This window comes from Desulfobacula sp. (assembly GCF_021107415.1).
Genome location: NZ_JAIOSW010000289.1, coordinates 1 through 3,174, shown reverse-complemented (window position 1 = coordinate 3,174; position 3,174 = coordinate 1). Strand labels below are relative to the sequence as shown.

Genomic DNA, 3,174 nt, shown 5'->3' with positions numbered 1-3,174 from the left:
GCAGAAGAATACTGTATTGCAATGATTATGTGGCGCGGTGAAACCATTGCGGAAAAAGGCTTTATTGATGAACTGGATAAAAGTACCTATGATATAGCATTAACTAAATACAATGCGGATCAAAACAACCAACGACTTCAGAAGATCATAACACAGATTCAAAACAACCCGGTGGATAACATCTATGTTTTCGGCACGACAGCCACCCAGGCTGTTTTATTGAGGGTTAAGGATACGCCTGTTGTTTTTAATATTGTCAGTCGCCCGGTGGGATCAGGAATCATTGCTTCCTGGGAAAGCTCTAAAAACAATGCCACTGGTGCCAGCAACAAGGTATCAGCAATACATCAGCTAAAGACCTTAAAAAAAGTCATCAATTACAAAAAACTGGGGATTATTTATAATCCTAAAGAACAGAACTCCATCATTCAAAGAAACAATGTAAAACGGTTGGAAAATACACTTCACTTTTCCCTCAAAGAATACAGGATCTCCCGGGAACAGGATATTTTAAAAATTCTGCCCCAAATGAGAGACAAGATTGACGCTGTTTTCCTCCCGGCAGATTCCATGATCAAATTTTTGGGGAAAAAAATCATGGGAATCGTAAATGAATATAATGTTCCATCCCTGTCATCAGTCGGGAGCATGGTTCTTGAGGACGGCGTCCTGCTGGGCTTTGTCCCAAAATATTATGAACTGGGCAGAGTTGCAGCCAGAAAAGCCATACTGATTTTAAACGGGAGGAACCCTTCGGATATCCCCTCTTCTGTCCTTGATCATTATCATATTTCAGTAAATATGAAGACCGCCAGAAAGATCAATATCCAGATTCCCATGTCCCTTCTCGTCATGGCCAACCAGATTGTCAGATAATGTGCGATTTTCGCCCGCAAGCACGATCTAAAACCGCACACTTTCCTTTTATACCATGTTCGATTCCCTCCCGACTCTGTTTAACCTATTGAAATAATAATATAAATAAAATAGATGCCCTTTGGCACCATGATTGCAATTGTTATAGAGCGTAACACAGAGTTACTAAAATCCATCAATTTTTATTAAAGGGAGAGTCTTATGAATCAATGTAAAATTCAATTTTCATGGTTATTACTTATTTTTGCAGCAGGGATACTTGCCATAACCGGATGTATGACCGCAAGCCCCAAGCCGGGCGAAATTTTTTCCTGTGCCAAAGATTCCGATGTAAATAAGGTAATTTCACCGGAAGCCTCTTTGGAAAATTTTTCATGTATTATTAAAAAATGGGAGGGTGCCGATACGCTTCATTTTAATATAGCCGTCAAAAATATCAGCAATGAAGACCAGCGGTTCAAAGTCAATATTTTTCTTGCAAATGGCAAGGCTGTGGGGGGACTTCTTCCCAGGAAAACTAAAAAAGGTCTGATAAAACCAGGTGATACCGCTGAATTCACCTATCCGGTCAAGGATATGAATTACGTTCCTGGAAAAATTGATCTTTTCATTAAAACAATGAGCAAATAATTTAAATTTAAATAAGGAGATTAGCCCGATGAAACGAACACATATCATCCTGTCCATTCTATTTTTTGCCCTGGTTTTTACAGGGACCGCAGTTGCAAAAACTACCTTTATCAGTATTGGAACCGGTGGAACCGGTGGAATTTACTATCCCTACGGCGGCGGCGTGGCTGAAATATGGTCTAAAAACGTTAAAGGCGTAAAAGCGGTTGCAGAAGTCACCGGTGCCAGTGTTGAAAATGTTAAACTTGCCCACAAGGGTGAAACCGTTATAGGAGAAGTAATGGGCGATGTTGCCGTTGCCGGTTACAATGGTCTGTCAAAATTTAAAGGTAAAAAGCATAATATTCTTTCCATGGCCATCATGTATCCCAATCTGCTCCAGGTGGTTACCCTTAAGAAAAGCGGCATTACCAATATTGAACAGGTAAAGGGAAAAAATATCAGCACCGGAAGCCCGGGCAGCGGCACAAACTTCATGGCAGAAGCTGTATTAAAGGCTCTTGATATCCCCAAGGCATCATTCAAAGACAGCCGCCTGTCATTTACCGAGAGTGCAAATGCCTTAAGGGACAGTACTATCAAGGTCGGAGTCTGGTCTGTGGGACCGGGTACAAGCTCTATCCTTGATTTGTCCACCACCCATGAGATTAATATTTTGCCTTTTACACCTGAACAGACCCAAAAAATAATTGCTTCTAAAACCACCTATGCCGGTGTGGAACTTGCCGGAGGAATATACCGAGGTGTTGACAAAGCTGTCCCGACCATTGGTGTCTGGAATGTGATGATCTGCCAGAAATCCCTTGACACGGATCTTGTATACAAGCTTGTAAAAGCATTATTTGAAAACAACGCTTATTTACAGAAAATTCATCCTTCCGCTGCATATACAACTCCTGAAAACACGGTAAAATATTCCTTAATTCCTCTTCATCCCGGAACCATCAAATACTTAAAAGAAAAAGGTATTGCCGTACCTGAACGGTTGATTCCTTAGGGAGGCTAAAATGACCCGGTCCGGTTCAATTATTATAGTTTGTGTGCTGGGCCTGGTTTTATCGCTGATCCTGACCGCCTGGTTAACCCCTGGCGGTCTGGTGCTTCAGGTCACCTTGGTAAAAGAAAAAAAGTTGTTGCTTGCTCTGCCCCTCAAGCTAAAAGAGAGGTTTACCATTCATTATTATCACTCGGTTGAGAATTCGCCCATCTGGGAAGAACACAGTATGGATGAAACAGGCAAAATTTATATTGAAGAAGAACGGTATGAAAAATTTGGTGCCGGTATGGGAAAAATGCCCGGAGTAGGTCGAATGGTGAAACGGGGCATTTATGAAGTGATTGAAGATATGCACATGCCTGTCGGGAATTTCATATTAAGGGTGGGAAGCTCTGGAGTGGATCATACCATTATCTGGAGGAATCAGCAATATAATCTTTCAGATACGATCCCACACAAGGCTGTAAAATTTTCCGGAAAAAACAGAAGCATGCTTTATCAAGCATGGCGAGTCCTTAAAGGCAGTCCCTAATTATACAAATAAAAGTTATGTAAATAACTATGCGGAGGAACACAATGGATGAAAATATTGAAACGATTCAAGGCAAGGATTGTGTAGAAAGTTCTGGTTTGGCAGATGCCAATCAAACCCTGATGAAAGTAACCGCATG

4 protein-coding genes are annotated in these 3,174 nt (G+C 41.3%); all 4 read left to right on the top strand.

Annotated elements, in window-relative coordinates:
* Positions 1 to 876 (top strand): ABC transporter substrate-binding protein (locus K8S13_RS15145; RefSeq protein ID WP_291463740.1); only part of this gene is annotated, 876 nt, incomplete at its 5' end.
* A gap of 201 nt (positions 877 to 1,077) precedes the next feature.
* Positions 1,078 to 1,506, top strand: a complete 429-nt coding sequence (locus tag K8S13_RS15140; protein WP_291463739.1) for a hypothetical protein — start codon at positions 1,078 to 1,080, stop codon at positions 1,504 to 1,506.
* A gap of 28 nt (positions 1,507 to 1,534) precedes the next feature.
* Entirely contained in the window at positions 1,535 to 2,503 is a 969-nt protein-coding gene (locus tag K8S13_RS15135) for a TAXI family TRAP transporter solute-binding subunit (RefSeq protein ID WP_291463738.1), read from the top strand.
* A 10-nt stretch (positions 2,504 to 2,513) separates the two neighbouring features.
* A complete protein-coding gene (locus K8S13_RS15130) occupies positions 2,514 to 3,035 on the top strand; it encodes a DUF1850 domain-containing protein (protein ID WP_291463736.1) in 522 nt (173 codons plus the stop codon).
* Positions 3,036 to 3,174 lie beyond the last annotated feature (139 nt).